Origin of the sequence: Prescottella defluvii (assembly GCF_000738775.1) — a bacterium.
In the GTDB taxonomy this organism is placed as follows: Bacteria; Actinomycetota; Actinomycetes; order Mycobacteriales; family Mycobacteriaceae; genus Prescottella; species Prescottella defluvii.
The window spans coordinates 89534-113636 of record NZ_JPOC01000057.1; the positions used below are offsets into that span (position 1 = coordinate 89534).

Annotated in this window: 21 protein-coding genes; 9 read left to right on the top strand and 12 right to left on the bottom strand. The window is 69.6% G+C overall.

All coding sequences use genetic code 11. The features are described 5' to 3' along the window. Window positions 1-84: 84 nt before the first annotated feature. The 4 genes from lppU to IJ15_RS0119780 form a co-directional block, all read right to left on the bottom strand. Entirely contained in the window at window positions 85-738 is a 654-nt protein-coding gene (gene lppU, locus IJ15_RS0119765; RefSeq protein WP_456238386.1) for an LppU family putative lipoprotein, read from the bottom strand. 134 nt (window positions 739-872) lie between these two features. Then, complete coding sequence (gene rsmA / locus IJ15_RS0119770) at window positions 873-1766, bottom strand: 16S rRNA (adenine(1518)-N(6)/adenine(1519)-N(6))-dimethyltransferase RsmA (RefSeq protein ID WP_031940074.1); 894 nt, start codon at window positions 1764-1766, stop codon at window positions 873-875. A gap of 29 nt (window positions 1767-1795) precedes the next feature. Continuing rightward, window positions 1796-2923, bottom strand: a complete 1128-nt coding sequence (locus tag IJ15_RS0119775) for a resuscitation-promoting factor (RefSeq protein WP_031940075.1) — start codon at window positions 2921-2923, stop codon at window positions 1796-1798. A gap of 9 nt (window positions 2924-2932) precedes the next feature. Further along, on the bottom strand, window positions 2933-4060 hold the full coding sequence (locus tag IJ15_RS0119780; protein ID WP_031940076.1) for a resuscitation-promoting factor: 1128 nt from the start codon (window positions 4058-4060) through the stop codon (window positions 2933-2935). 202 nt (window positions 4061-4262) lie between these two features. Between IJ15_RS0119780 and IJ15_RS0119785 the strand changes: the two genes are divergently transcribed. Further along, window positions 4263-5267: a pirin family protein gene (locus IJ15_RS0119785; RefSeq protein WP_031940077.1), complete on the top strand. Its 1005-nt coding sequence runs from the start codon at window positions 4263-4265 to the stop codon at window positions 5265-5267. Between the two features lie 64 nt (window positions 5268-5331). On the opposite strand, the gene IJ15_RS0119790 is transcribed toward IJ15_RS0119785, so the two are convergent. Next, window positions 5332-6171 (bottom strand): TatD family hydrolase, encoded by an 840-nt coding sequence (locus IJ15_RS0119790; protein WP_031940078.1) that lies wholly within the window; start codon window positions 6169-6171, stop codon window positions 5332-5334. 20 nt (window positions 6172-6191) lie between these two features. Here IJ15_RS0119790 and metG point away from each other — a divergent pair, with 20 nt between their 5' ends. The 3 genes from metG to IJ15_RS0119805 all read left to right on the top strand — a co-directional run bounded on the left by metG (window position 6192) and on the right by IJ15_RS0119805 (window position 10503). Further along, window positions 6192-7769, top strand: a complete 1578-nt coding sequence (gene metG / locus IJ15_RS0119795; protein ID WP_031940079.1) for a methionine--tRNA ligase — start codon at window positions 6192-6194, stop codon at window positions 7767-7769. Window positions 7770-7811: 42 nt separating this feature from the next. Beyond that, entirely contained in the window at window positions 7812-9113 is a 1302-nt protein-coding gene (locus IJ15_RS0119800; protein WP_031940080.1) for a DUF2786 domain-containing protein, read from the top strand. Window positions 9114-9201: 88 nt separating this feature from the next. Further along, window positions 9202-10503 carry an aminodeoxychorismate synthase component I gene (locus IJ15_RS0119805; protein WP_031940081.1) on the top strand — a complete coding sequence of 434 codons (1302 nt, stop codon included), beginning with the start codon at window positions 9202-9204 and terminating at the stop codon, window positions 10501-10503. On the opposite strand, the gene IJ15_RS0119810 is transcribed toward IJ15_RS0119805, so the two are convergent. Continuing rightward, on the bottom strand, window positions 10424-14476 hold the full coding sequence (locus IJ15_RS0119810) for an nSTAND1 domain-containing NTPase (RefSeq protein ID WP_031940082.1): 4053 nt from the start codon (window positions 14474-14476) through the stop codon (window positions 10424-10426). The genes IJ15_RS0119805 and IJ15_RS0119810 overlap by 80 nt on opposite strands. A gap of 280 nt (window positions 14477-14756) precedes the next feature. Between IJ15_RS0119810 and IJ15_RS26170 the strand changes: the two genes are divergently transcribed. Then, on the top strand, window positions 14757-14930 hold the full coding sequence (locus IJ15_RS26170; RefSeq protein ID WP_156112167.1) for a hypothetical protein: 174 nt from the start codon (window positions 14757-14759) through the stop codon (window positions 14928-14930). A gap of 100 nt (window positions 14931-15030) precedes the next feature. Here the strand turns inward: IJ15_RS26170 and rsmI are convergent, their stop codons facing one another. Further along, the gene (gene rsmI, locus IJ15_RS0119820; RefSeq protein ID WP_031940083.1) at window positions 15031-15870 is read right to left on the bottom strand and encodes a 16S rRNA (cytidine(1402)-2'-O)-methyltransferase; all 840 of its coding nucleotides are present in this window, start codon (window positions 15868-15870) and stop codon (window positions 15031-15033) included. Between the two features lie 50 nt (window positions 15871-15920). On the opposite strand from rsmI, the gene IJ15_RS0119825 reads away from it, so the two are divergent. After that, complete coding sequence (locus IJ15_RS0119825) at window positions 15921-17453, top strand: dolichyl-phosphate-mannose--protein mannosyltransferase (RefSeq protein ID WP_031940084.1); 1533 nt, start codon at window positions 15921-15923, stop codon at window positions 17451-17453. Between the two features lie 64 nt (window positions 17454-17517). After that, on the top strand, window positions 17518-18591 hold the full coding sequence (locus IJ15_RS0119830; protein ID WP_031940085.1) for a phosphatidylinositol-specific phospholipase C domain-containing protein: 1074 nt from the start codon (window positions 17518-17520) through the stop codon (window positions 18589-18591). A gap of 11 nt (window positions 18592-18602) precedes the next feature. On the opposite strand, the gene IJ15_RS0119835 is transcribed toward IJ15_RS0119830, so the two are convergent. From IJ15_RS0119835 to IJ15_RS0119850, 4 genes are all read right to left on the bottom strand, one after another. Beyond that, entirely contained in the window at window positions 18603-20159 is a 1557-nt protein-coding gene (locus IJ15_RS0119835) for a BCCT family transporter (protein ID WP_031940086.1), read from the bottom strand. An 82-nt stretch (window positions 20160-20241) separates the two neighbouring features. Beyond that, entirely contained in the window at window positions 20242-20673 is a 432-nt protein-coding gene (locus IJ15_RS0119840; protein WP_031940087.1) for a DoxX family protein, read from the bottom strand. 99 nt (window positions 20674-20772) lie between these two features. Then, window positions 20773-21132, bottom strand: coding sequence for a GntR family transcriptional regulator (locus IJ15_RS0119845; protein WP_031940088.1), 360 nt, complete (start codon window positions 21130-21132; stop codon window positions 20773-20775). 42 nt (window positions 21133-21174) lie between these two features. Then, window positions 21175-21861, bottom strand: a complete 687-nt coding sequence (locus IJ15_RS0119850) for an NAD(P)-binding oxidoreductase (protein WP_031940089.1) — start codon at window positions 21859-21861, stop codon at window positions 21175-21177. A 71-nt stretch (window positions 21862-21932) separates the two neighbouring features. On the opposite strand from IJ15_RS0119850, the gene arsC reads away from it, so the two are divergent. Beyond that, on the top strand, window positions 21933-22280 hold the full coding sequence (arsC, locus tag IJ15_RS0119855) for an arsenate reductase (glutaredoxin) (protein WP_197059870.1): 348 nt from the start codon (window positions 21933-21935) through the stop codon (window positions 22278-22280). Window positions 22281-22287: 7 nt separating this feature from the next. On the opposite strand, the gene IJ15_RS0119860 is transcribed toward arsC, so the two are convergent. Continuing rightward, window positions 22288-23514, bottom strand: a complete 1227-nt coding sequence (locus IJ15_RS0119860) for an arginine deiminase (RefSeq protein WP_031940091.1) — start codon at window positions 23512-23514, stop codon at window positions 22288-22290. A 124-nt stretch (window positions 23515-23638) separates the two neighbouring features. Here IJ15_RS0119860 and soxR point away from each other — a divergent pair, with 124 nt between their 5' ends. Then, window positions 23639-24100: a redox-sensitive transcriptional activator SoxR gene (gene soxR / locus IJ15_RS0119865; RefSeq protein WP_031940092.1), complete on the top strand. Its 462-nt coding sequence runs from the start codon at window positions 23639-23641 to the stop codon at window positions 24098-24100. Window positions 24101-24103: the final 3 nt, after the last annotated feature.

Genomic DNA, 24103 nt, shown 5'->3' on the forward strand with positions numbered 1-24103 from the left:
TCCGGGTGGGAGTTTCCGAGTGGGAACTTCGGGGGACGAGGTCGGCCGGGCCCTTCGGACCCGGCCGACCGTCACGCACCTGCGCTACGCGCGCACCGTCTCGGTGCACACCGTGAATCGGCGCTCGTCGTGGACGAAGCCGCCCTCCGAGCACTGCTCGACGTCCGTCGCGCCCTCGATGACCTCGACGGCCCGCTCGATGCTCTCCGCAGTCGGGTCGTCGCAGTCGACGCGCTGCGGTTCGTCCTCACCGTCCGGCAGAGTCATGCATCCGCCGATCACCCAGTCGATGTCGAGGCACAGCGCCCCACGCTCACTGCCCCAACGGGTTTCGTAGTACACCTGGTCGACGTCCGACGGGCACTGCGCGTTCTTCTCGGCCTTTGCGACCACCCGGTAGTTGGATCCCGTACTGCCGCAGACCGCTTCGTCGATGGTCGCGTCGTCCGTCGTCCCGCCGAGCAGCACGCAGTCGCCGATCTCGACGTCGATGTCCACCGAACCGCCGCCGTCGGCGCCCTGGCCCGCGACCGACGTCGGGGCCGAGGACGAGGACGAGGACGCCGCCGCCGAGGACGAGGTGTCGGCCGCTGCCGCACTACCCTCGACCGACGATCCGCATCCCGCCACCGCCAACGCCGCAAGCGCGACCACGACCACACCGGACCGCCGCACTACCGCCCGAATTCCCTTGTTCACAACCACATTCCTCAAGCAATCGCCCGTCCGGGAGCACATTCCCGGCGATCCGGACACGCCGAATCACCGTTGCATTCTCCCCGATCGGCCCGCTTCCACGAAACGGACCGGTCGGGTCATCGACTCACTGAGGTGAATCGCGTTACCTGGAAACGGTATTCGCGTGAAACTGCTCAGGGCTCCACGGACGCCAGTCGCACGAACGCGGCCGCGTCGAGTTTCTCACCGCGCGTGGATGGCTCGATTCCGGCAGCGACGAGACGACGCTCGGCCTCGGCCGGCGAACCGGCCCAACCGGCGAGTGCCGCGCGCAGCGTCTTCCGGCGCTGCGCGAAGGCGGCGTCGATGACTGCGAAGACCTTGCGCCGATGGTCGGCGTCGATCGGCCACGGCGCGTCCTCGTAGCGGTCGACTCGCACCAGACCGGACTCCACCTGCGGCACCGGCCAGAACACCGCGCGGCCGACGTGACCGGCGCGCCGGACGGTGCCGAAGAAGTTGGCCTTCACACTCGGTACGCCGTACACCTTGTTGCCCGGGGCGGCCGCCAGACGATCCGCCACCTCGGCCTGCACCATCACCAGCGCGGTGCGCAGACTCGGGAACTCGGCGAACAGGTGCAACAGCACCGGAACGGCCACGTTGTAGGGCAGGTTCGCGACGACCGCGGTGGGCTCCGCGGGAACGTCCTCGGGCATCACCCGCATCGCATCGGCGCCGACCACCGTGAGTCGATCCGCGAGTTCCGGCGCACGATCGGCGACCGTCGCGGGCAGTCGGGCGGCGAGCTTGGGGTCGATCTCGACGGCGACCACCCGGTCGACCACGTCGAGCAGGGCCAGCGTCAGCGACCCGAGGCCCGGACCGACCTCGAGGACGGTGTCCTGCGGGCCGACGCCTGCCACCGTGACGATCCGGCGCACCGTGTTGGCGTCGTGCACGAAGTTCTGACCGAGCTGCTTGGTGGGGCGCACCCCGAACTCTTCGGCGAGTGCACGGACCTCGGCGGGGCCCAGGAGGGCGGCCTGTCCTCGTGGGCTGATGGGGGGCGGCACGGCGTCTGACACCTGAAGAACCTAACGCACGCCGGTTGCGATCACCGCAGGCCCAGCCTGCTGGTGCACGACGGCCACGCACCCCAGCCCTGCGTCTCCTGCGTGCGGGACGCGATCGCGATCTGCTCCTCACGGGTCGCGAGGTCCGCGCGGGGCGCGTACTTGAGGCCGCCCTGCCGTTCCCACGTGTTCTGATCGAACTGGACGCCGCCGTAGTAGCCGTTGCCGGTGTTGATCGCCCAGTTGCCCGTGGCCTCGCACTGCGCGAGCGCATCCCACGTCGCACCGTTCTGCACCGGCGGCACCTCGGTGCCCGGCTTGGCACCCACGCGGACCACCTTCGGCTGTGCCGGGGTCGTCACGGTCGAACCGACCGGCGTGCGGACCGTCTCGACGCCGTTGACGGTGGTGACCTCGTACGTGACGTCCGCGACACCTGCGACACCCGGGTTCTCGACGACCGTCCGGCTCATGTTCAGTGTCGGGTCCTCGATCCGCTCCTCCGGCGGCGCGACCGCTTCGGTGACGACACGGGTCTCGACACGCCCGCGGGTCACCGTGACCTCCATGCCTTCGGCGAGCGGGGTCTCCGCGGCCGGCACGACGGTGTCGGCCTGCTCGAGCGGGGCGCCGTGCGCGGCGAGGAACTCACCCACCGTGGGGGCGGCCAACCGAACGTCGGCCGAGTCGGCGGCGCCGTCGACCAGCTTCACGGTGCGCGGGTTCAACACGTCGAGATCCGCGCCGTCGAGCGGCAGGCGCTGCGACCGCGACGCCGACACGTGCACGTCGCCGGCCAGCCGGAACTGGTCCAGCGCCTCGTCGACGGTGAGCGCCGTCGTCCACAGGGTGCGAGGTTCACCGTCGACCGTGAGCACGACCTCGCGGCCGCGGCGCAGCACCACGGTGTCACCGTCACTCAGATCCGAGTCCGCCGCGGGCGCAACCACATCGTGGTCACCGAGCGAGTACCCGGCCGCCGCGAGCGCACCGTTGACGTCGGACGCCATCGTGCCGACACTGACCAGTTCACCGTCGACGTCGACGGTCACCGTCTTGTGCTGCGCGATGGCGACGCCGCCACCGGCCGTGAGAGTGACGAGCGTCGCGGCCACCACGCCGTACAGGACGGGTGAGCGACTCGAGTTGATCTTCGACAGCGGCGACATCGGGATTCCTTACCGGAGACCTAGTTTGCTGGTGCACGACGGCCAGGCACCCCAGCCCTGCGAGGCCTGGACCTTCTCGGCCACCGCGATCTGCTGTTCGCGGGTCGCACGGTCGGCGGTCGGCGCGTACTGCGTGCCGCCGTGCGCGGCCCACGTGCTCTGACTGAACTGGAGGCCGCCGTAGTAACCGTTGCCGTTGTTGATCGACCAGTTACCCGTGGCCTCGCACTGCGCGAGCGCATCCCACACCGAACCGCCGGCCACCGACGGCACCGACGGCTTGGGCTTGGTACCGACCCGCACGACCGCGGGGGCCGCCTCGCGGACCACCTCGGACGACAGTTCCTGCCGGTGCGTCTCCGCACCGTTGACCGACGTCACCGTCACCGTCACGGTCCGCTCGCCCGCCGCACCCGGGTTCTCGACGGTCGTCTTGCCCTGCTCGAGTTCCGGATCGTCGACGCGGTGCTCGGGGACCTGGATCGGCTGGGTCTCGGTGCGGGTCTCGGTGCGGTTGCGGGTGACGACGATCTCCAGGCCGTCGACGAGCGCTGTCTCCGGTGCCGGCGTCACGCTGTCGGCCTGTTCGAGTCCCGCGTTCGTCACGGCCAGGAACTCGCCCACCGTGGGGGCGGCGACGCGGACGTCGGCCGGCGGCGCGCCGCCGTCGGAGATCTTCACGGCCTTGGCGTTGACGACGTCGAGTTCGACTCCCTCGAGCGGGATGCGCTGACCGCGCGACGCCGACACGTACGCGTCCCCGGCGAGGGCCAGTTGCCGCATCGCGTCGTCGACGGTCAACGCCGTCGACCACACGGTGCGACGCTCGCCGTCGACCGTCAGCACGATCTCGCGGGCGCGACGCAGGACGACGGTGTCGCCGTCGGACAACTTCGCGTCGGAAGCGGGCGCGACGACGTCGTGCTCACCGATCGGGTAGCCCGCGGTGTCCAGCACCGATCCGACCTCGGACCGCAGCGTGCTGAGTGCGATCGTCTCGCCGTCGACGTCGAGGGTGACCGTCTTGTGCTGCGTCACGACCAGGCCGCCACCGACGAGCAAGGTCGCGAAGAGAGCGGCGACCACGACGTAGAGAAGGGGCGACTTGGTGGTGTTGATCCGAACGAAAGGCGACACAAAAAGTCCCAAGGCCGACGACAGGTTTCGATCACAGCACGGTAACGGCGGGGCTGTGATCTGGCAACTTTCACGTGTCGATCAGCACCTACACTGCGACAACGATTTCGGAATCGCCGCTGGTCAATCACAAATCGATCACGACCCCCGAGTGGGACGATGCCCGTCCGCGCGTGTCGACACCGCATGGAAGGGTGGGTGCATGAGCAACGCCGAACGCCATCCTGTCGAGATCGAGTGCGAGCACGGCCCCGACACGGGACCCGCAGGCCCCCTGCTCGAGGTCATCTCCTCCCGCGAGGTACCGCTCGGCGGCCCGCGCGCGATGCGCGTCCGCCGCACACTGCCGCAGCGACAGCGGTCGCTGATCGGCGCGTGGTGCTTCGTCGACCACTACGGCCCCGACGACGTCGCAAGCACCGGCGGCATGGACGTCGCACCGCACCCGCACACCGGGCTGCAGACCGTCAGCTGGCTGTTCACCGGCGAGATCGAGCACCGCGACAGCAAGGGCGTGCACGCGATGGTTCGGCCCGGCGAGGTCAACCTCATGACCGGCGGGCACGGCATCTGCCATTCGGAGGTCTCGACGCCGGAGACGACGACCCTGCACGGCGTCCAGCTGTGGGTCGCCCTGCCCGACGCGGCCCGGGCCCGGGACACCCCCCGCAACTTCGAGCACCACGTGCCGCCGGTCGTGGATCTGGACGGTGGATCTGCGCGTGTCTTCCTCGGCTCGCTGGCCGGATCGACGTCGCCCGTTCACACCTTCACGCCCCTGCTCGGCGCGGAACTGACACTCGAACCTCACGCCGCGGTGCGACTGGACGTCGATCCGGCGTTCGAGCACGGCGTCCTCGTCGACACCGGGTCGGTGCGGCTCGAGGCCGTCGACAGCGTCGATCTCGCCCGCGCCGACCTCGGCTACGCCGGCACCGGAGCATCCCACCTGACCCTGACGAACCTCACCGGCGAACCCGCCCGCGTCGTGCTGCTCGGCGGTACGCCCTTCGGCGAGGACATCGTGATGTGGTGGAACTTCGTCGGCCGCAGCCACGACGAGATCGAGGCGTTCCGCGCCGCGTGGCAGGCCGAATCGGACCGCTTCGGCACGGTGGACGGCTACACCGGCGACGTGCCGCGACTGCCCGCGCCGCCGCTGCCGAACGCGCGGATCACGCCGCGGAAGAATCCGCCGTCGGCCTGAGCGCCCATTCTTGGGGCACCGGCGCGGGATCCCGCATTTCTCGGGCCGGAATGGGCGGTGAGGCTCAGGCGCGGGCCGGGATGCGGTACACCCGCTCGGCGGTCGCGGTCGACGCCTTCGCCAGTTCGACGGGGTCCTCGCCGCGCACCTCGGCGAGCGCCCGCAGCGTGTACGGCAGGCAGTACGACTGGTTGGGCGCACCGCGGAACGGATGCGGCGTGAGATACGGCGCATCCGTCTCGACCAGCAACTGATCCGACGGGACCAGCAGTGCGGCCTCCCGCAGCGCCTTCGCATTCTTGAAGCTGACGGTGCCGGAGAAGCTCAGCACGTAGCCGGCGTCGACGCAGGCCCGTGCCATCGTGGCGTCGGACGAGAAGCAGTGGAAGATCACCGTCTCCGGGGCACCCGCGGAGTCGAGGACCCGCAGCAGGTCGGTGTCGGCCTCACGGTTGTGGATCATCAGCGGCTTGCCGAGGCGCTTCGCGAGATCGATGTGCCAGCGGAAGCCTTCCTCCTGCTCCTCGGGTGTCGCGCAGCCGTCGAGCTTGCCGGGCCAGTACAGGTCGAGGCCGGTCTCGCCGACCGCGACGACGCGGGGATCGGATGCCAGCCGCTCGATCTCCGCTCTGGTGGCGTCGTCGAGAGCATTCGCCCGGGTGGGGTGGATCGCGACGGCCGCGAAGACCCGGTCGTCCCAGTGCGCGGCGTCGACCGCGAACTGTGCGGCGGCCAGGTCGTCGGCCACCGTCACGACCCGCTCCACCCCGACCGAGGCCGCGCGGTCGACGATCGCCCGCACGCTCGGCGCGTCGGTGCCGCCGCAGGCATCGAGGTGCGTGTGCGCGTCGACGAGTGGAAAAAGCGGCTCGGGCAGGTCCGGGGCGGGACGATCTTTGCTCACGTAGATAGAGTATGGCCACCATGACTGTGTCCTCCTCGCCTGCCTCGCCCGCCCGGCCCCCGTTCTATCTGACGACCGCCATCGCGTACCCGAACGGCGTCCCGCACATCGGGCACGCCTACGAGTACATCTCGTCCGACGCGATCGCGCGCTTCAAGCGTCTCGACGGATTCGACGTGTTCTTCATGACCGGCACGGACGAGCACGGCCTGAAGATGCAGCAGACGGCGGCCAAGGAAGGCATCGACGTCCGCGACCTCGCGACGCGTAACTCGGACGTGTTCCAGGCCATGGACAAGGTCCTGAACATCTCGTACAACCGGTTCATCCGGACCACCGACGCCGACCACTTCGAGTCGTGCAAGGCGATCTGGGAACGGATGGAGGCGTCCGGCGACATCTACCTCGACACGTACTCGGGCTGGTACTCGGTGCGCGACGAGGCGTTCTTCTCGGAGGAGGAGACGACCCTCCAGGAGGACGGCACCCGCATCGCCACCGAGACCGGCACGCCGGTCGAGTGGACCGAGGAGTCGAACTACACGTTCCGCCTCTCGAAGTACCAGGACCGTCTCCTCGCCCACTACGAGGAGAACCCCGACTTCATCGCGCCGTCGACGCGCCGCAACGAGATCCTCAGCTTCGTCAAGAGCGGGCTCAAGGACCTGTCGATCTCGCGCACCACGTTCGACTGGGGTGTCCCGGTCCCGGGCGACCCCGAGCACGTCATGTACGTGTGGGTGGACGCGCTCACCAACTACCTCACCGGCGCCGGCTTCCCGAACACCGATTCCGAGAAGTTCGAGCGCTACTGGCCGGCGAACCTGCACATCATCGGCAAGGACATCACCCGGTTCCACACCGTGTACTGGCCGGCCTTCCTGATGTCGGCCGGTGTGGAGTTGCCCGAGCGCGTCTTCGTGCACGGCTTCCTCTACAACAAGGGCGAGAAGATGTCGAAGTCGGTCGGCAACGTCGTCGACCCGCTCGCGATGGTGGAGCAGTACGGCCTCGACGCCGTCCGCTTCTTCCTGCTGCGCGAGATCTCGTACGGCCAGGACGGCAGCTACAGCCACGAGGCGATCGTCACCCGGATGAACACGGATCTGGCGAACGAACTGGGCAACCTGGCGCAGCGCTCGCTGTCGATGGTCGCGAAGAACTGCGACGCGCAGGTCCCGACGCCGGGCGAACTCACCGACGACGACCGGGCGCTGCTCGCGCAGGCCGACGCACTGCTCGCCAAGGTCCGCGCCGAGTTCGACGTGCAGGCACTGCACCTGGGCCTCGAGGCGATCTGGCACGTGCTGGGCGAGACCAACCGCTACTTCTCGCAGCAGGAACCGTGGGTCCTGCGCAAGACCGATCCGGCCCGGATGGCGACGGTCCTGTACGTGACCCTCGAGGTGGTCCGCATCGTCGGACTCCTGGTCCAGCCGGTGATGCCGGACTCCGCCGCGAAGATCCTCGACCTGCTCGGCCAGGCCCCCGACGCCCGCACGTTCGCCGACGTCGAGACCCGCATCGCCGCAGGCACGCCGCTCCCCAAGCCTGTCGGCGTGTTCCCGCGCTACGTCGAGGAAGAAGCCGCGGTGTAGCGCCCACGAAAGTTGTCGGTCCCCTCGTGCACACTCGCACGCATGGGGAGCAATAGAACATACATTCGAGAAAACCTGACCGGCTCGATGTCCGACGAGTTCGCGGACGTCGACGACTTCGAGGACGGATCGTTCGCGGATCCGTACTCGGGTCCCTTCGATGACGGCATGTTCGACGACTTCGAGCGGTTCGAGTGCCCACCACCACGGGAGCGTTCCATCACCGGCCTACTGATCGCACTGTCGGACGCCTACGAGCGTGGGTGGCAGCCGGCCGACGTCATGCACGTGACGCGGCGTGCCCTCGGGAAGGACTCGACGGCAGTCACGGCCGCCACACTGCTGTACCACTACCGGGTGACCGGCGCCGCGGAGCGGGCGCCGCTCACCTGGGTCACCCAGGTCGACCAGATCGTGGAGCGGGAGTCCGCTGCCGTGAAGTTCGCGGCCGGCCTCCCGGCCGACTGCGACAGCACCGCATTCAGTGCGGCGCTGGACGCATCCGGGTGGCATCTCGGCGAGAACGAGTCGACGGCGATGACACTGCTGTGGCTCGAGCTGCCTCGAGTCACCGAACTGGGCGTGCCGCCGTCGAGGTGGCCACGGATCCGCCTCGAGTCCGCACCGACAGCCGCCGACGAGACCGCTGATCCCAAGGTGCTCAACAAGGTTCGAGGACTGCTGGCCAAGGCGGAGGCCACCGAGTTCGTGGAGGAAGCCGAGACCTTCACCGCCAAGGCGCAGGAACTCATGACGAGGTACGCGATCAGCACGGCCCTGTTGCACGCGGCCGCCTCGGATTCCCTCGCCGTGCGCAGCCGGCGCATCCACCTCGACAATCCCTACGTCGAGGAGAAGGTGCACCTGCTCACCGCTATCGGTGACGCCAACCGGGTGCGCACCGTGTGGTTCGACAGATTCGGCATCGCGACGGTCGTCGGCGGTGCCCTCGATCTCGACCAGGTGGACCTGCTGTTCACCTCGCTGCTCGTCCAGGCCACCCGCGCGATGCAGGAGTCGTCACCGCGCGGGAAACGCGGCTCGCGCACCACGTCGTTCCGGAAGGCCTTCCTGTTCGGGTTCGCCGTCCGCATCGGGCAGCGCCTCAAGGAGACAGCCAGCCGGGCCACCGCCGAGGCCGCGGTGGACGCCGACGTCCGGATCGACGACCTGCTGCCGGTGCTCGCCGCACGGACCGAGGCGGTCGACGCCGAGTTCGATCGGCTGTTCCCGGCCACCCGGTCGTCGCGGACCCGGACCGTCGACGCGAACGGGTGGCACGCCGGGCAGTCCGCCGCCGACGACGCGTCGCTGTCGCCGGGTGGCCGGGCCCTCCCCCGGTGAGACACCGGCCACCGCGGGGGTGCCGACCGGGGCGGCATCACCGCGGACCGATGACGGATCGGCCGGTTCCACATGGAAAGCTGGACCGATGCGGATCGAGCGACTCGGACACGGCGGCAGTGCCGCCGCCGTGTTCCGCGCACTGGCTCGGCGGGCTGTCACGCGGGAGCTTCCACCGCCGGCCGGGCTGATCGGAACCTGGTTCGACGCGGCCGCCGTGATCGCCCCCAGCGTGGAGGCAGTCCCCTGTCCGCCCGAGACCGCGTTCACTCTCCCGGCGTCCGTCTCACGTGAAACACCCGCGCCGCTACCCTCCGGACCGCTCATCGGCGGCGGCTGGATCGGGTACCGCGCGTACCCGGACCGATCGGGTGCATTGCCGGCAGCTGCCGGAGGCTGGACGGATCACGTTCTGCGGCTGGACAGCTCGGGGTGCTGGTGGTTCGAGAGCCTCACCGACATGTCCTGCCCCGACGATGTGGCCGCAGCGGTCCGCGAGACCGACACGGCGCCTCGGCCGTGGCACATCGACTGGCGCACCCCGGATCGACGCGCGCACCGTCGCGGCGTCGAGGACTGCCTCGACGCCATCGCCCGCGGCGACGTCTACCAGGCATGCGTGTGCGCGCGATTCCACGGCACCGGCACGGGCGCCCCGGTGGACTTCTTCGCCGACGCCGTCGAACAGACCCGACCCGGCCGGGCCGCATTCGTCGAGGGACCGTGGGGCGCGGTCGCGTCACTGTCACCGGAACTGTTCCTGTCCCGACGCTCCGGCACCGTCACGTCGAGCCCCATCAAGGGCACCCTCCCGCTCAGCGAAGACCCTGCCGCGCTTCGCCGTTCGACCAAGGACGTCGCCGAGAACGTGATGATCGTCGACCTGGTCCGCAACGACCTGGGCAGGGTCGCCGATCCGGGCTCGGTGCGGGTCACCGACCTGCTGCGGGTCAAGCCGGCGCCCGGAGTGTGGCACCTGGTCTCCACGGTGTCGGCCACGGTGCCCGAGACGATCGACACCCCCACACTCCTCGACGCCGCGTTCCCCCCGGCCTCCGTCACCGGATGCCCCAAACACTCTGCCCGACAACTACTCCGCGACTGGGAACCCGATCCTCGCGGCGTCTACTGCGGCACGGTCGGCATGCACAGCCCGATCGCGGGACTCGAACTCAACGTCGCGATCCGCACCGTCGAATTCGACGCGTCCGGCCGCGTCGCGCTCGGAGTGGGCGGGGGTATCACCATCGACTCCGATCCCGACGCCGAGTGGCAGGAATGCCTCGACAAGGCGTCGAGCATCGTCACGCTCACGCCGTCGCGCACGCGCCCCGACCGGACTCCGGCATCTCGAAGTGCGCCGGCCGGTCCTGAGTCAGTTCGGCGGTAGCCGAACAGATCCGCGCGGTGACCACGTCCGCGTCGAGTCGCCACGTGCGCAGCACGCCGTCACCTCCACCCGCGATCACCACGGAGGAACCCGGGAGGAACATCACCTGCCAGCGTCCCGTGCCGATCGTGGTCAACGGACCGCCGACGGCCTCACCGCCGGTGTCCCCGTCGACGCCCCACAGCCGGACCGAGCCGTCGTCGCTGCCGCTGACGACGTGCGATCCGTCCGCACTGAACGCGACACTGTAGACCGTCCCGGTGTGCCCGCTCATCGCCGTCGTGCGCGGCGTGAAGCCGCCCTCGTCGTTCCTGTCCCACAACAGCAGGGTGTGGTCGTCGCTCGCGGTGACCAGCGTGGACCCGTCCGGACTGAACGCGAGCGAGTTCACACCGCCGTCGTGGCCGCCCTCCCCCACCGGACGAGGTTCCGGCGCCGACGGATCGGTGACGTCCCAGGCGTGGATGTCGCCGTCGGCGCTGGCCACGACGAGGACGTCCCCGGTCGGACCGAACACCGCACTGCGGATCAGGTTGTGCGGGCCCGCCAGGCTCGACCCCACCCGCACCGGCGCGGTCGGGTCCTCGATGTTCCACAGCGCGACCCGGAAGTCGTCGTCCCCGAGCACCAGGGTCCGGCCGTCGGGACTGAACGCCATCTCCCACGTGAACCGCGTCGCCGTCGTGATCGGCGGCCCCATCGGCACCGGCCGCGCCGGATCGTGCACGTCCCACAACTGGACGTGCCCTCCCGAGGTTTGTGTGGTGGCGAGGATCCGACCGTCCGGGGAGAGCACCGCGACATTGGCGCCACCCAACGGGCGCGGCACGTCGATGACTCCCGCCCGCTCGATCCGGCCCTCCCGGTCCACCGACCACAGCCGAACCGCCGAGTCGTAGCCCGCGGTCGCGAGCAACGATCCGTCACGACTCATCGACGGCAACGTCATCGACGAATCCGACACCGGCACCGTCCCGCCCGGCAATGTCCACACCCGCACCAGCGAATCCTGCCCGCCGGTGACGATCGTGCCGCCGTCCGGTGACAGGGCCAGAGCCGGGACGCCGCCACCGTTGCCGCTGAGACTCGGCCGCAACTCGTGCAGCGTCCGGGTGGACGGATCCATCGACCACAGCTTGGTGGTCCCGTCCCACGACGCGCTCGCGAGGGTGTCGCCGTCGGCCGCGAACGCGATGGTCCAGATGCCGCCGGTGTGCGCCTGCACGGGAGTGCCGATCGGACGAATCGCGGCGATGTCGGTCGCATCGAACATCCGGATCAGCCCGTCGTCACTGCTGGCCGCGAGATTTCGGCCGTCCGGGCTGAACGCCACCGAGTGCACGACGTCGTCGAACCCCGACAACTCGGCCCCCAACTGCACCGGCCGGGAGGGATCGGCGATGTCCCACACCTTGACGGTGCGATCGTCGCTCGACGTCGCGAGCACCGAGTCGTCCCGGAACGACACCGTCCGCACGGCACCGGAATGCCCGCGCAGAGTCCACATCGGGAACACTCCGGAATCCGGGTCGGACGTGTCGATCAGGGTGACGGAGCCGTCGTCGTGCGGGGCCGCCAGAAGGCGCCCGTCGGGACTGAAACGCACGTTGTGCACCGCACCGGGCGCGGTGCGCAGCCCCGAGAGCAGGGGACGCGGCGCCGAGCGGTCGGTGACGTCCCAGATCCACAGGGAACCGTCGCCGCTGCCCGCCGCCAGGAGTCGACCGTCGCGGCTGAACGACACCGACGCCATGTACTGGTCGGGCCCGGTGAGTTCGGCACCGAGTTGCACCGGCGCGGAGCGGTCCGTGAAATCCCACAACCGCACCGAGCGATCGTCGCTCGCGGTGGCCAGCGTGCGCCCGTCGGAGGACATCGCGACGCCGTAGATCGGACCGGAATGGCCGCGCAGCGAACGGGAGATCGGCGTGTTCTCCGTCGCGACCAGGCGAGTGAACGCGTCCGCATTGTCGGGCCGCATCTGCCACGCCGCGAGCGACAACTGGGCCGCGGTGGTCGGATCGGTGTCCCGCACGGCGTCCGCCAGGGCGACCACCTGCTGGAACTGGGCGGTGCTCCTTTCGCTTTCGGCGCGAGACTTCGCCCCCAGCGCCATCGCACCCATCACGATGGCGACGACGGTGGAGAACGCCAGCGCAGCCATCACGGTCCGCTGCATCCACGCCTGGCGACGAACCTGCCGTTCCGACAACTCGAGGAAATCCTCGGCCGCAGGGGTCAGCGACGCCGCGACCGCTGCGATCCCACCCGGTGCCGCCGCGGCGGCACTGTCCGCTCGGTTCGCGGCGTGCTCGGCGAGCAGGTCGAGCCGGCCACGGTGGTAGAGCAGGCTGTGATTGCGGTCGGCGTGCTCCCAGTGCACGGCATCGGTCTCGACCTGCTGCCGCAGCGCCGAGTACGAGCGGTCCTCCTGGATCCACGTCTTGAGCCGGGGCCAGGTGTCGATGACCGCGTCGTGGACGAGTTCGACGTCGTCGCCGTCGACCACGAGGACCCGCGCGTTGACGAAGTGGTCGATGACGCGACGTCCGGCCCCGGTGTCGTTGCTCTCGAACGCCACCAGCTGGCTCAGGCTCCGCCGGATCTTGACGTCGGTGCCGGTACTGGTGACGTAGACGAGGTGGACCATGATCGCCCGGGCCAGGACGCGGCCGTGTTCGTCGAGTTGTTCCCAGGCTCGTTCGGCGGCGGCGGCGATCGACCCGAGCACGCCCCCGGTGGCGCGATAGTTCGCGATCGTCAGCTGGCCGCCGCGTCGACGCTCCCACATCGTGTCGAGCAGGTGCGAGACGAGCGGCAGGACAGTGCCGCTGCCCTCACCGGCGGTCAGCACCCCGAGGTCGTTGAGGATCAGGTCGACCAGTCCGGGCTCCAGTTTGAGCCCGATCATCCGCGCCGGCTGGGTGATGACCTCGACGACGTCCTCGCGCAGCAGCGGCGACACCGCCTTGCTGCGCTGTTCGAGCGCACGCGCCAGCACCGGGTACGCGAGGGCCTGCGCGTAGAAGTCGGACCGCATCGTCGCGACCACCGACGCGGTCTCCGACGGCTCCGAGCCGGCCCGTGCCGTGGCCGCGAAGTCCAGAATCGTGAGGAACCGTGCCCGCTCGTCCGGATCGGTGCACTGGGTGAACAGTTCCTCGATCTGGTCGACGACGAGCAGCAGCTGGTTGGCCTGCATCCGGTCCACGGCTCGCGCGAGCGCCGACTCGATCTGCTGGTGGTCGGGCTCGGCCACGCAGTCGCCGAGTTCCGGGACCGCGGCGACCAGGGCCGCGAGCGGATGGGCGCCGGGGGCGAAGACGACGGGCGCGAAGGCGCGGCCGCCGTCCCGGTCGTGCCCCCGCAGTTCCGGGATCAGCCCGGCCTGCACGAACGACGATTTGCCGACACCCGATGCGCCGGTGACGACCACCAGCCCCTGGCCCTGCGCCGACAGCACCGAGTCGACGAGGGCACTCACGCTGTGGCGGCGCCCGAAGAAGAGCCGCTCGTCCTTCTCGCGGTAGGGCGCCAGACCACGGTAGGGACGCACCCCGGCTGGCAGGGCCGGAGCCGACGCCTCGGCCCCCGCAGCGGCGGTGCGCCCCTGCTGGACCGCGTTCGCGCTCCGCCACCACGTCTCCCACTGGCGCATCGAGAAGAGCCCGTCGGCCGGCGGCGGTCCCCCGTGTAGTGGCCGAGCCATCCGGATCAGCACCGCCAGCACCGGACGGACGGATTCGAACGTCGCGGGCATGCGCTTGCCCGAACGCCAGTCGCTCACACGTTGGACGGAGGCGGGCTTGTCGCCTCCCAGGGACCGGGTCAGCGTCGACGCCTCGGTGACGACCTTTTTGAGTGGCGGACCGCCGGCGGTCGCGAACAGCAACCGCATCTGGTCGGCGAAGAACAGTCGGGCCTGAGCGCCCGACCGCTCCGTCTCCGGAGTCTGTCCCGTCTCGGACGTCATCGTCCGCGCACCCTCTCTCGGTCTCCGACCGGTTCCACCGAATCGACCTGTCTGCCGCTTCCGCAGGCCTGCGGAATTCCGCTGCGGATTAATTCCTCACCACCCGCGAACTGCGATGATAGCCCCCGGTGCGGACCCGTCGGTTTTTCTGTCGGCCGAAGCGGGGCAAAGTCGACATCGACGCACAACGGCCCTGAGCCGGCGGCGCGGTCGCCGGTTGGGGCTGAGTTAGACGAGGGGTAGTCCCTGCCGGTGCACGCCACGGTGAAAGGAGCGCGAGATGATCGAACGAGCGACGAGATTGACGGCCAAGACGCCGCCCGCAGTCGCTGCCGGTCTGATCATCGCCGCGACAGTGGGCCTGATGGTGCTGTTGGGTGCGGCCCCCGCCGATGCGGCCGCGACCCTGTCGGGTGGGACTTCGACTTCGGTCGAAGCTCCCACCCACAGGTAGCGGCCCGTCGGAGGGTCGGCGGGGGCAGTGCGCAGTTCCGTAGTGCGCAGTTCCGTAGTGCGCAGTTCCGCACCCACGTGTCCGCGACCGGCGGTGGACCTCAGTCCCGCCGGGCCGCGAGGACCGTCTCGTACAACTCCCGCTTGGACACTCCCGGCGACGTCTCCGTGGCGACCTGTGCGCACGCATCCTTGAGACGGACGCCGTCGGCCACCAGTCGTTCCACCTCCGCGACGAGATCCTCCGGATCCGCCGACGTCGGCTGTGCACCCTCGAGCACGACGGTGATCTCGCCCCGCGCGCCGTCGACGGCCCATTCCGCCAGTTCGGCGAGGGTGCCGCGCCGCACCTCCTCGTACGTCTTGGTCAGCTCCCGGCACACCGCGGCGCGCCGCTCGCCGCCGAGCACCTCGACGGCGTCGGCCAGGCACGCGGCCAGTCGGTGCGGTGCCTCGAAGAACACGCAGGCACGCGCCTCGGTACGGAGTCCTGCGAACCAGGTCCGCCGCTGCCCCTGCTTGCGCGGAGGGAACCCGTCGAAGCAGAACCGTTCCACCGGCAGACCGGACAGCGCGAGCGCGGTGGTGACCGCCGACGGGCCCGGCAGGCAGGTCACCGGCAGGTTCTTCTCGACGCACGCCGCCACCAGTCGGTAGCCGGGATCGCTGACGGACGGCATGCCGGCGTCGGTCACCAGCAGCACCGTCTTCCCCTCCTCGATGTCGGCGACGAGCGCGGGCAGCCGGGTGACCTCGACCTGGTCGTAGAAGCTGACCACCCGTCCGGTGATCGTGACCCCCAGCGCGGCGGCCAAGGACTTGGTCCTTCGGGTGTCCTCCGCGGCGACGACCTCGGCGGAGCCGAGCGCCGCGCGCAGTCGTTCGGAGGCGTCACCGACGTCGCCCATCGGAGTTGCGGCAAGGACGAGGCGACCAGTCATGAGGGACAGCCTACGATCGACACGTGACCCAACTGACGGACGAGCGCCCGATGCCGCCGTCCGGCAGCGTCCGCACCGTCAGTCCGGCGCCGCTCGCGCCCGACCCGGACTTCGGTCCGACGGACCGGCGACGAGGTTGGGTCGTGACGCTGGTGATCACCGCGCTCGCCGCGATCACCCGCTTCACGATGCTGAACTATCCCACCGACGCGGGTACGCCCGTGTTCGACGAGAAGCATTACGCGCCCCAGGGGTGGCAGGTCCTCACCGGCGGCGGGATCGAGGACAACCCCGGGTACGGCCTGGTGGTGCATCCCCCCGTCGGCAAGCAGTTGATCGCGCTGGGCGAGGCGATCTTCGGCTACAACGCGTGGGGATGGCGGTTCGCGTCGGCGGTCGCCGGGACGATCCTGGTCCTGCTCGTGGTCCGGATCGTGCGGCGCATGACCCGTTCCACCCTGGTCGGCGCGATCGCCGGCCTCCTGATGATCGTCGACGGTGTCTCGTTCGTCTCCTCACGGCTCGGCATGCTCGACATCTTCCTGGCGCTGTTCACCGTCGCGGCGCTGGGTTGTCTCGTGGTGGACCGCGACCAGGTGCGGGAACGGATGGCCCGGGTGCGGGCGGAGGGCCGCATCGGTGTCAGCGACCTCGGTCCGCGGCTCGGGGTGCGCTGGTGGCGGTTCGGCGCGGGCATCATGCTCGGGCTCGCGTGCGGCACCAAGTGGTCCGGGCTCTACATCATCGCGTTTTTCGGCCTGCTCTGCGTCGCGTTCGACGTCTCGGCCCGGCGCGGATACGGGGTTCGGCGGCCGTGGGTCGGCACCGCGGTCCGCGACATCGGTCCGTCGCTGTACGCGCTGGTGCTCGTCCCGCTCGGGGTCTATCTCGCGACGTACTGGGCGTGGTTCGCGAGCGAGACCGGTGTCGACCGGCACGCGGCCGGCAATCAGATCGGCACCGGCGGCACCTTCTCGTTCGTCCCCGATGCGCTGCGGTCGCTGTGGTACTACAGCGCCAAGGTTCTCGAGTTCCATTCGGGACTGACCAATTCGGCGGGCAACGTCCATCCGTGGGAGTCGAAGCCGTGGACGTGGCCGATGGGCCTGCGGCCGATGCTGTACTACTTCGCCGAGGGCGAGCAGGTGTCCGGCTGCGGCGGCCCGACGTGCGTCAAGGCCGTCATGCTCATCGGCACGCCCGCGATGTGGTGGCTCGCGCTGCCGGTTCTCGCGTGGGCGATGTGGCGGACGTTCGTGAGCCGGGACTGGCGGTATGCCACGGTCCTCACCGGCTACGCAGCCGCCTTCCTGCCCTGGTTCGTCACCCTGGACCGGCAGATGTACTACTTCTACGCGGTCGCGCTCGCCCCGTTCCTCGTCATGGCGATCGCACTGGTGCTCGGCGAGATACTCGGTACCGCGAAGGATTCCCTGGAGCGCCGCGGCACCGGACTTCTCGCGGTGTGTCTGTACCTGGGCCTGGTGGTCGCGAACTTCGTGTGGTTGTGGCCGATCCTGACGGCCGTGCCGATCAGCCCGGAGTTGTGGCAGCAGCAGTTGTGGCTGCCCAGCTGGCGCTGACCTCCCGATTCTCCGTTCCGGCAATGGGATCCGCCCGCGCACACCGCCGGGTAGTGTGCACCGGATGTCCAGATTTCGCGTTTCCGCCGCTGGGTCCACCGCGGCGGCCGTGTCGGCTTTCGTCGCTCTGCTCGCCATCGCCGTGACGTCGGTACCGGCCGCGCAGGCCGATTCCGGTCGGGACGGCGGTCCGCGATTCTCCGACGTCACGTCGGTCGGGGTGCACAACACGTACGAGAAGCAGCGCTACGCGTTCCTCGCGGACGCGTTGGACGCCGGCGCAGGCATGATCGAGATCGACGTGTGGACCAACGCAGCCGGACCGGATTGGCGTGTGTCGCACTCGAACCCGGTGGGCAACGACAACAACTGTGCGGGCGCGACGTCGGCGGCGCAGTTGCGGACCGGCCCGCGCGACCAGTTCCTCGGCGGATGTCTCGCCGATCTGCGTGCGTGGCACGATGCCAACCCCGCGCACCCGCCGGTCATGGTCAAGGTCGAGATGAAGGACGGGTTCACCGATCCGCTGGGCCGCGGTCCCCGCGAGTTCGACGCGCTGGTGCGCAGTCGACTCGGCGACGCGGTGTTCGGGCCGGGCGATCTCGTCGAACGGTCCGGAGCGGCCACCCTCGACGACGCGGTCCGCGCCAGGGGCTGGCCCGATCTCGCCGAACTGCGCGGCAAGTTCCTGATCGAACTGATCCCCGGGACGGTGGAGGAAACGAATCCGCTCGACACCTGGTGGACCGACCGCGCGTACGCGACACACCTACGCGACCTGGCACGCGTGGGTGGGCTGGATCTGGCGACCGCGTTCCCGGCGGTGCACCGGGCCCAGCCCGGCGATCCCCGCGTGGCCCGGTACGACGAGGATCTGCGGCCGTGGTTCGTCGTGTTCGACGGTGACGCACGCGCCTTCCTCGACGACGGGATCGACATGCGGTGGTACCGGGACAACGGGTACCTGGTGGTGATGACCGACGCCCACGACGTGGCACCGACGCTCGACGCGGTCGCCCCGGCCGAGGACGCCGCGCGCGCTCGGGTCACCGAACTGGCGGGGCGCTCGGCGAGCGTCGTGTCCTCGGACTGGACGACGCTTCCGCAGGTGCTGTCGCTGGTCGTCGAGCGGTCCTGACGACCGGGGCGTCAGGTCCAGCGCTGCCGGGCCCGCACCGACAGTCGGCGTTCCTTCCGTTCGGCGAGGATCAACGGATCCCGGGTCAGGTCCCGGTACAGCGAGACGCACAGGCCGATCATGACGATCACGAACGGCGCTGCGGCGATGATGGTCATGGTCTGCAGCCCGTTGAGTGCGTCGGCGCCGCCGGTCCACAGGATCAGTGCGGCGACACCACCGGTGAGCAGGCCCCAGAAGACGACCACCCAGCGGGCGGGCGCGAGCGAGCCCCGCTGTGACAGCGTGCCCATCACCATCGAGGCGGCGTCGGCCCCGGAGACGAAGAAGATCGCGACGAGGACCATCACGAGGACGGTCGTGATGCCGAAGAGCGGCAGGTGCTCGAGCATCCCGAACAGCTGACTCTCCGTGGTGTCGCGTCCAGCGAGGTCGATGCCCTCGCGTTGTTCGTTGATTCCGGTGCCACCGAAGATCGCGAACCACAGCAGACTGACCAGGCTGGGGATCAGGATCACACCGACGACGAACTGCCGGATGCTGCGGCCGCGACTGATCCGGGCGAGGAACATCCCGACGAACGGGGTCCAGGAGATCCACCACGCCCAGTAGAAGATCGTCCACGACGACAGCCACTCCCCCGTCTCCGGATTGCTCGACGCCGCCGTCCGGGCGGACATCGACGCGAGATCGGCCGCGTAGTTGCCGATGGTCGTCGGAATCAGGTTGAGGATCAGGACGGTCGGACCGAGCACGAACACGAACACCGCGAGGACCAGCGCCAACACCATGTTGGTGTTGGAGAGCCACTGGATTCCCTTCGAGACCCCGGAGACCGCCGACGCGACGAAGGCGAGGGTGAGGACGGCGACGACCGCGACCAGCAGCAGCGTGCCGACCTCGCCCATCCAGCCGACCACCTCGAGCCCGGATCCGATCTGCAGCGCACCCAGTCCCAGGGATGCGGCGGTGCCGAACATCGTGGCGAAGATCGCGAGGATGTCGATGATGCGGCCGATCGGCCCCTCGCTCCGCCGCCCCAGCAGCGGGAAGAACGCCGCACTGATCAACTGCGGTCGGCCCCGCCGGTAGGTGCCGTACGCGATGGACAGCCCCATCACCGCGTAGATCGACCACGGGTGCAGGCTCCAGTGGAACATCGTGGTGGCCATGGCCGTACCGACTCCGCCGTCGGTTCCCGGTGGCGGATCGACGAAGTGGGCCAGCGGTTCGGCCACTCCGAAGAACATCAGCCCGATGCCCATGCCGGCGCTGAACATCATCGCGATCCAGCTGACGGTGGTGAACTCGGGTTTCTCCCCGTCCTTGCCGAGCGGGACGCGGCCGTACCGGCTCGCGGCCAGCCACAGCGTGAAGACCACGAACCCCGACGCAGCGATGACGAACAGCCAGCCCAGGTTGGTGACGAGCCAGTCCAGCATGTCGCCGGTGACCGATTCGAGGTTGTCGGGGGCCGCGAGACCCCACACCACGATGGCGGCGACGGCACTTGCGGCCACGCCGAACACGACACGATCGGTCCCGGACAGCTCGCGTGCGCCTGCCATTCCTCACACGGTGCTCACCCGGACCGGCAAAAGCAAGCACCCGGGCGTCGTGGCGACGTCCCGGGTGCTTGCGGCGGTGCGATCAGCCGGCGGACAGCACGCCCCGCGAGTTCTTGCCGACGACCGCGTCGACGCTGAGCCGGCCCGCTCCGACGCCCGCGATCAGCAGCGCGCCGACGCCGAGCGCCAGGACCAGTTCGTAGCCGCCGTCGCCGACGAAGATGCCGTTACCGACGTGCACGATGAAGAACGCGCCGAGCATGTTCAGGAACAGCAGGACGCCGGCGATCCGGGTGGCGAATCCGATGAGCAGGGCGATACCGCCGACCAGTTCGATCGTCGCGGCGACGATCGCGGAGACGTCCGCCAGCGGGACGTCCATTCCGGCGAATGCGGCCTGGGTGCCGTCGATGCCCCAGGTGGAGAACTTCTGCCACCCGTGCGCGATGAAGATCACGCCCAGGCCGATCCGGGCGATGAGCAGGCTGGCGTCGCGGAATGCGGTGGAATTCATGAGGGTCCTCGAAAGTGGTGGGACGCGCGGACGAACCGGAAGCGCGTTCTCGGTGGTTCCACCCTGACACGTTTAGGTTGAAGCGTCAACCTAAACGTGTCACGCGCCCTTCAACGCCGTGGCCACGAAGGTCGCGGCATCGGCATCGGAAATCCCCAGACGACGAACCGCCGCGACGTACTCCGTGGCCGCCTGCTGCGCCTTCGTCCGCGTCGGATCCCCGGAGGCCGCGATGAACGAACCGAGCCGTCCACGGGTCTCGATGACCCCGAGCTGTTCGAGCTCACGGTAGGTGCGGGCGACCGTGTTCGGCGCGATGCCGAGGTCGGACGCGAGCTTGCGGACCGTCGGAATCTTCGTGCCCGCCACCAACTCCTCGTTGTGCACCAGTTCGAGGATGCGCACCCGCAACTGCTCGAACGGTGGCGTCGTCGAGTCGTGGTCGATCTCGATGTCCACTGCATCCCTCTCATCGTTTCGCGGCCGTCGAGGCCGGTGACCTCACCGTAATGCGGCTACGGCGTCCCGGATCGGAATCGAGCCTTTCGTGAGCATCAATGTGCGGCGCACCGCCCGGGGCGCGTCGCCGTCCGCGCCGGGCTCGAGCAGCGCCGCGATCACCGCTGCGACGTCGGCGCGGGGAACCGTGCCACGGTCGAGCGGTGGTTCGGTGAGCGTCACCTCCCCGGTCGGGTCGTCATCGGTGAGCCCGCCGGGACGCAGGATGGTCCAGTCCAGCCCCTCCCGCCGTCGGAGATCGTCCTCGGCGGCGGTCTTCGCCTCGAGATACGCGGCGAAGACCGCGTCCGTGCCCGGGGGCACCGGCTCGCCCGCACCGAACGAACTGATCTGGACGAAACGCCGGACACCGGCCCGTTCGGCGGCGTCCGCCAACAGCACCGCCGCGCCGCGATCGACGGTGTCCTTTCGCGCGGCACCGCTGCCCGGACCCGCGCCCGCCGCGAACACCACCGCGTCGGCGTCGTGCAGCACAGCCGCGACCTCGTCGACCGTCGCCCGCTCCAGGTCGACGATCTCGGGCAGGGCACCCAGCGCACGCACCGGCCCCTCGTGGTCCGGATTGCGGATCAGCGCCACCGCACGGTCCCCCGACGCGGTGAGCAGTTTGGTCAGGTGGCGGGCGATCTTGCCGTGCCCTCCGGCGATGACGATGCGTCGACCTGTCATTTGGGACTCCTCGCACTGGATTCGACCTGCATACGCACTCCCTGCCATTGTCCCCGTGCAGAATGGCTGTCATGGCGAAGACCGCAACGATTTATCACAATTCCCGCTGCAGCACGTCGCGGAACACGTTGAAGCTCATCGAGGAGGCCGGCATCGAACCGACCGTCGTCAACTACCTCGAGACGCCACCGTCCCGCGACGGCCTGCGCAAGCTGCTCGACGACGCGGGCCTGCGCCCGAGCGAGGCGATCCGCAAGAAGGAGGCGCTGTACAAGGAGCTCGGGCTGACCGAGGCGTCGGAGGACGAACTGCTCGACGCGATGGCCTCCAACCCGATCCTGATCGAACGTCCGCTCGTGGTCACCGACCTGGGCACCGTCCTGGCCCGCCCGTACGAGAAGGTCCGCGAGATCCTGTAACCGTCGGTCAGTCCAGCGGACCGCGCGCGAGCGGACACGACATGCAGCGCGGTCCGCCCCGGCCCGACCCCAGCTCGGATCCCGAGATGCGCAGGACCTCGATGCCCGCCGCCTCCATCCGGGCGTTCGTCTCGACGTTGCGCTCGTAGGCCACGACGACGCCGGGGGCCAGCGCAAGGGTGTTGTTGCCGTCGTCCCACTGCTCCCGTTCGGCGGTCACGTGGTCGAGCCCGGTGTCGATCACCCGGAGCTTGCCGATGCCCATCGCGGTCGCCGCGGCCTCCAGGAACGGCTCCGGCCCACCGATCCCGACGACGCCGTCCTCCCGTCGAATGGTGAACGCCGACAGGGTGTCCCGCACGGCCGGGTACATCACGACGGCGTCGGAGTCCACCATCGTCAGCACCGTGTCGAGGTGCATCGACGCGCGCCGCTGCTCGATCGGCACAGCGAGGACCGTGTGCGCCAGCCCGTCCTCGAACACGCTGCGTGCCAACGCCTCCGCTCCGGCCGGAGTGGTCCGCTCCCCCACCCCGACCGCGATGACCCCCGGCGCGAGCAGTAGGACGTCCCCGCCCTCGACGGGCGCGGTGTGGGACTCGTACGCCCGCCGCACCCCACGGAACCGCGGGTGGTGCGCGTAGATCAGGTCGGTCAGCGACGCCTCCCGCACCCGCGCCGGCAGCGCGAGAGAGGTGATCGCGACCCGATCGCCGATCCAGAACGACGAATCCCGAGTGAACAGCAGGTTCGGCAGCGGGTCGATCACGAAATCCGCGCCGTGGTGCATCAACCGCACCAGCGACGGGGTCGCCGCGCCGGTCCCGATCGGCAACTCGTCGAACGTCATCCCGGACGTGAGGATCGTCGACAGGTCGGCCGCCGGGACCCCGCGCAGGTACGCCGCCAGGTCCTGCGCCAGCACGTGTCCGAGCTTGCGCGGGTCGACGGCCGCCGAGATGCCCTGCATCCGGGCGGCCCCGCTGGTGGTGAGTGTCTCGGTGAGCAGATCGGACAGGAGCAGGACCTCGACGCCGCGGCCGCGCAGCACGTCCGCGAACGCGTCGTGCTCGTCCTGCGCGCGATCCACCCAGGGCAGTCCGTCGAACAGCAGTTGATCGTTGTTGCGGGGCGTGAGGCGTCGCAGCTCGTCGCCGGGGCGATGCAGCAGCACCGACCGCAGCGCACCCACTTCGGTGTCGACTCCCAGTTCGGACTGATCCAACACGCTCATGCATAAACGGTAGTCCCGCACCGGGCCGTCGGCACCCGCCACCCCGGGATCCTCGAGTATTGTTCAGGTTGTCGTCAGTTGTCGTCTGGGGCCGTCGGTGGCCATCGCAGAAAGGGAGAGCACCGTGGACATGCCCGATTGGAACACCCGGGAACTGACGCCCGGGCAGCTCTCCGAGCGCAGCGGCGTCGCCGTCTCGGCGCTGCACTTCTACGAGCGTGAGGGCCTGATCTCGAGCCGCCGCACCAGCGGGAACCAGCGCCGTTACAAGCGGGACGTGCTGCGCCGGGTCGCGTTCATCCGGTTGTCGCAGAAGGTCGGCATCCCCCTCGCCGAGATTCGCGACGCGCTCTCCACGCTGCCGGACGGCCGGACACCGACCCGCTCCGACTGGGCCCGACTGTCGAGCAGGTGGCACCAGGATCTCGATCGGCGGATCGAGCAGCTCGTCCGACTGCGCGACGACCTCACCAACTGCATCGGATGCGGGTGCCTGTCCCTCGCGAGCTGCACACTGGCGAACCCGCACGACGAACTGGGCACCGCGGGTCCGGGCGCGCGGGTGATCGACGTCGAGATCGACTGAGAT

What these genes read in the sequence shown, in the direction of transcription:
- lppU (WP_456238386.1), bottom strand. Translation starts at nt 738, where the DNA reads ATGTGCTCCCGGACGGGCGATTGCTTGAGGAATGTGGTTGTGAACAAG.
- IJ15_RS0119775 (WP_031940075.1), bottom strand. Translation starts at nt 2,923, where the DNA reads ATGTCGCCGCTGTCGAAGATCAACTCGAGTCGCTCACCCGTCCTGTAC.
- metG (WP_031940079.1), top strand. Translation starts at nt 6,192, where the DNA reads ATGACTGTGTCCTCCTCGCCTGCCTCGCCCGCCCGGCCCCCGTTCTAT.
- IJ15_RS0119830 (WP_031940085.1), top strand. Translation starts at nt 17,518, where the DNA reads ATGTCCAGATTTCGCGTTTCCGCCGCTGGGTCCACCGCGGCGGCCGTG.
- rsmI (WP_031940083.1), bottom strand. Translation starts at nt 15,870, where the DNA reads ATGACTGGTCGCCTCGTCCTTGCCGCAACTCCGATGGGCGACGTCGGT.
- IJ15_RS0119810 (WP_031940082.1), bottom strand. Translation starts at nt 14,476, where the DNA reads ATGACGTCCGAGACGGGACAGACTCCGGAGACGGAGCGGTCGGGCGCT.
- IJ15_RS0119805 (WP_031940081.1), top strand. Translation starts at nt 9,202, where the DNA reads ATGCGGATCGAGCGACTCGGACACGGCGGCAGTGCCGCCGCCGTGTTC.
- IJ15_RS0119800 (WP_031940080.1), top strand. Translation starts at nt 7,812, where the DNA reads ATGGGGAGCAATAGAACATACATTCGAGAAAACCTGACCGGCTCGATG.
- IJ15_RS26170 (WP_156112167.1), top strand. Translation starts at nt 14,757, where the DNA reads ATGATCGAACGAGCGACGAGATTGACGGCCAAGACGCCGCCCGCAGTC.
- IJ15_RS0119825 (WP_031940084.1), top strand. Translation starts at nt 15,921, where the DNA reads ATGCCGCCGTCCGGCAGCGTCCGCACCGTCAGTCCGGCGCCGCTCGCG.
- IJ15_RS0119840 (WP_031940087.1), bottom strand. Translation starts at nt 20,673, where the DNA reads ATGAATTCCACCGCATTCCGCGACGCCAGCCTGCTCATCGCCCGGATC.
- IJ15_RS0119835 (WP_031940086.1), bottom strand. Translation starts at nt 20,159, where the DNA reads ATGGCAGGCGCACGCGAGCTGTCCGGGACCGATCGTGTCGTGTTCGGC.
- arsC (WP_197059870.1), top strand. Translation starts at nt 21,933, where the DNA reads ATGGCGAAGACCGCAACGATTTATCACAATTCCCGCTGCAGCACGTCG.
- IJ15_RS0119785 (WP_031940077.1), top strand. Translation starts at nt 4,263, where the DNA reads ATGAGCAACGCCGAACGCCATCCTGTCGAGATCGAGTGCGAGCACGGC.
- IJ15_RS0119850 (WP_031940089.1), bottom strand. Translation starts at nt 21,861, where the DNA reads ATGACAGGTCGACGCATCGTCATCGCCGGAGGGCACGGCAAGATCGCC.
- IJ15_RS0119860 (WP_031940091.1), bottom strand. Translation starts at nt 23,514, where the DNA reads ATGAGCGTGTTGGATCAGTCCGAACTGGGAGTCGACACCGAAGTGGGT.